The sequence below is a fragment of the Yersinia sp. 1252 StPb PI genome, from assembly GCF_048593885.1.
Taxonomy (GTDB): domain Bacteria; phylum Pseudomonadota; class Gammaproteobacteria; order Enterobacterales; family Enterobacteriaceae; genus Yersinia; species Yersinia enterocolitica_E.
This window is the reverse complement of the sequence record NZ_JAZGQE010000349.1, coordinates 1-1,721: the sequence shown is the minus strand read 5'-3', so window position 1 is coordinate 1,721 and position 1,721 is coordinate 1. Positions and strand designations below refer to the sequence as shown.

Below are 1,721 nucleotides of genomic sequence, written 5' to 3'. Positions count from 1 at the left end.
TGTTTTTATTTTAATTATTTATTCTGTATTTTATCTTACTGTTATATTACTTTCACTTATAGATTCGGCATAATACGGTAATTTAATTTTTCATTATAATTAGTCGCAAGTTAACCAGTTACTGACAGTGTCTATTTGATTAGTTGATAGAACACCTTGCGATAATCGAATGTGTTTTTTTACTCTGATTGGTAAAGATAAAGCCCCCATAAATAACCAATGGGATTCAACTCTGAGATTATATTACTGGGTTTATTTTCTGAGAAAATGCAATGAGAAACATAATGTTGATTGAAAATTGGAACATTGTTGGCTCATGATTATTACGGCCGCAACTCTAGCAAGAGTTCATTTTCATTACCATAATACATATGAATCGCGCCATGATAGGGGGGCAAGATATGACTCTTGATTTTTCGTAGGGGACTTTAGGTATTTCATGTCAAAAAAAATTAGCTCTGCGGCAGTGGCTTTATCCAGATTACACTTTTCCAACGCTAGATATAGACGGGAAAAATAATCTGGATAATCACCCCAACGCTCAACATCGAATGGTGGCGCGTCGCTTCTTTCAAAAATAGAGCGAGGAATAAACTCGAAATGATAGCTATTTTGGTTCGATAAGTTCGCGCTGAAACCGGATAACATCAACTGGGACAGGCTGATTAGCTAAAGGGGTTTTCGCCAAAGCGGCACGAGTCTTTTGACGGAATAAATCATTTTTTGTCTCCAATTCAGTGTGATTTTGAGCTTGTTTAGTTATGACAAAAGCTAAATTTTCAGCCTGACTTTTTAGTTGTAAAAACCGGTTGTTTAATAAGCCATTTTGCATTTTCAATTGCTTATTATCTTGTTGAATTTGGTTATAAGCTCGTTGCTGATAGCGTATCCATAATACACAAACAAGTAGTATGACTAGAAATAGTCCGATACTATACATTTTTGAAATAGGTAATATCATGGGTAGCTCTTTCGTGAGAGTTCAAAATGTGGGCCATCCTTTAACGTCTTCCAATCGCCCCCCCATACTATGAGAATATTTAATTTTTCTGCGGAAATTTTCATTGCGTCTGCAACTACTTTAAATGCACTCCAATTATCCCATGGAATAGATTGATTTATCCATGGGGCAAGATCTACAGCATGTCCAGTTAAATGACGACTATTTAACGTTTGGCTTTTATCGGTTAGTACCATTTGGCGTTGACGTGAAATATCACGGACGCCTTCAATGACACAAAAATCTATATCTGTAATCTCAAGCGCCAAATACACAATGTTAATAAGATGGGGATGAACGCCTCGTAAATTACTCTTACTGATGTGGCTAAGAATAAAGTTACTCATTTTACCTCCCTGAAGGATTGAAGAAACGACGCCATATATAGCTCAGAGCTGTGCTGCCCATTGCACCAAACAATCCAGAAAATATGAATGTCATGTAATAGCTAGCACCGCTTTCAAAGCTCAATAATCCACCTAATAAACCGGTGAAACTCGATATTATTACTTGGCTAATTACAGCCATCCAACTCCATTTACAACGGGTTCCTTGTTTATCTATTAGATATCTCACCACCCCTCCCCAGGCAGATAGGACACCGATGATTATCCACGTAATAACTTGTGTTTCTGCTGGGGGCTTTAGTGACATGATGTATCTCCATTTATTAGCCATATTCAATGGCTGATTTCGAATATCTGTTCATTATATTTCACCA

3 protein-coding genes are annotated in these 1,721 nt (G+C 36.9%); all 3 read right to left on the bottom strand.

The genetic code is table 11. The annotated features are described in order from the left end of the window. Window positions 1-607 precede the first annotated feature (607 nt). Genes V2A85_RS23445 through V2A85_RS23435 form a run of 3 tightly spaced genes read right to left on the bottom strand, consistent with a single transcriptional unit; the run spans window position 608 to window position 1,654 of the window. Entirely contained in the window at window positions 608-961 is a 354-nt protein-coding gene (locus tag V2A85_RS23445; RefSeq protein WP_420072525.1) for a hypothetical protein, read from the bottom strand. Continuing rightward, complete coding sequence (locus tag V2A85_RS23440) at window positions 958-1,347, bottom strand: M15 family metallopeptidase (RefSeq protein ID WP_372558276.1); 390 nt, start codon at window positions 1,345-1,347, stop codon at window positions 958-960. The genes V2A85_RS23445 and V2A85_RS23440 overlap by 4 nt, the downstream gene beginning before the upstream one ends. A gap of 1 nt (window position 1,348) precedes the next feature. Further along, the gene (locus V2A85_RS23435) at window positions 1,349-1,654 is read right to left on the bottom strand and encodes a phage holin family protein (RefSeq protein ID WP_372558277.1); all 306 of its coding nucleotides are present in this window, start codon (window positions 1,652-1,654) and stop codon (window positions 1,349-1,351) included. Window positions 1,655-1,721 lie beyond the last annotated feature (67 nt).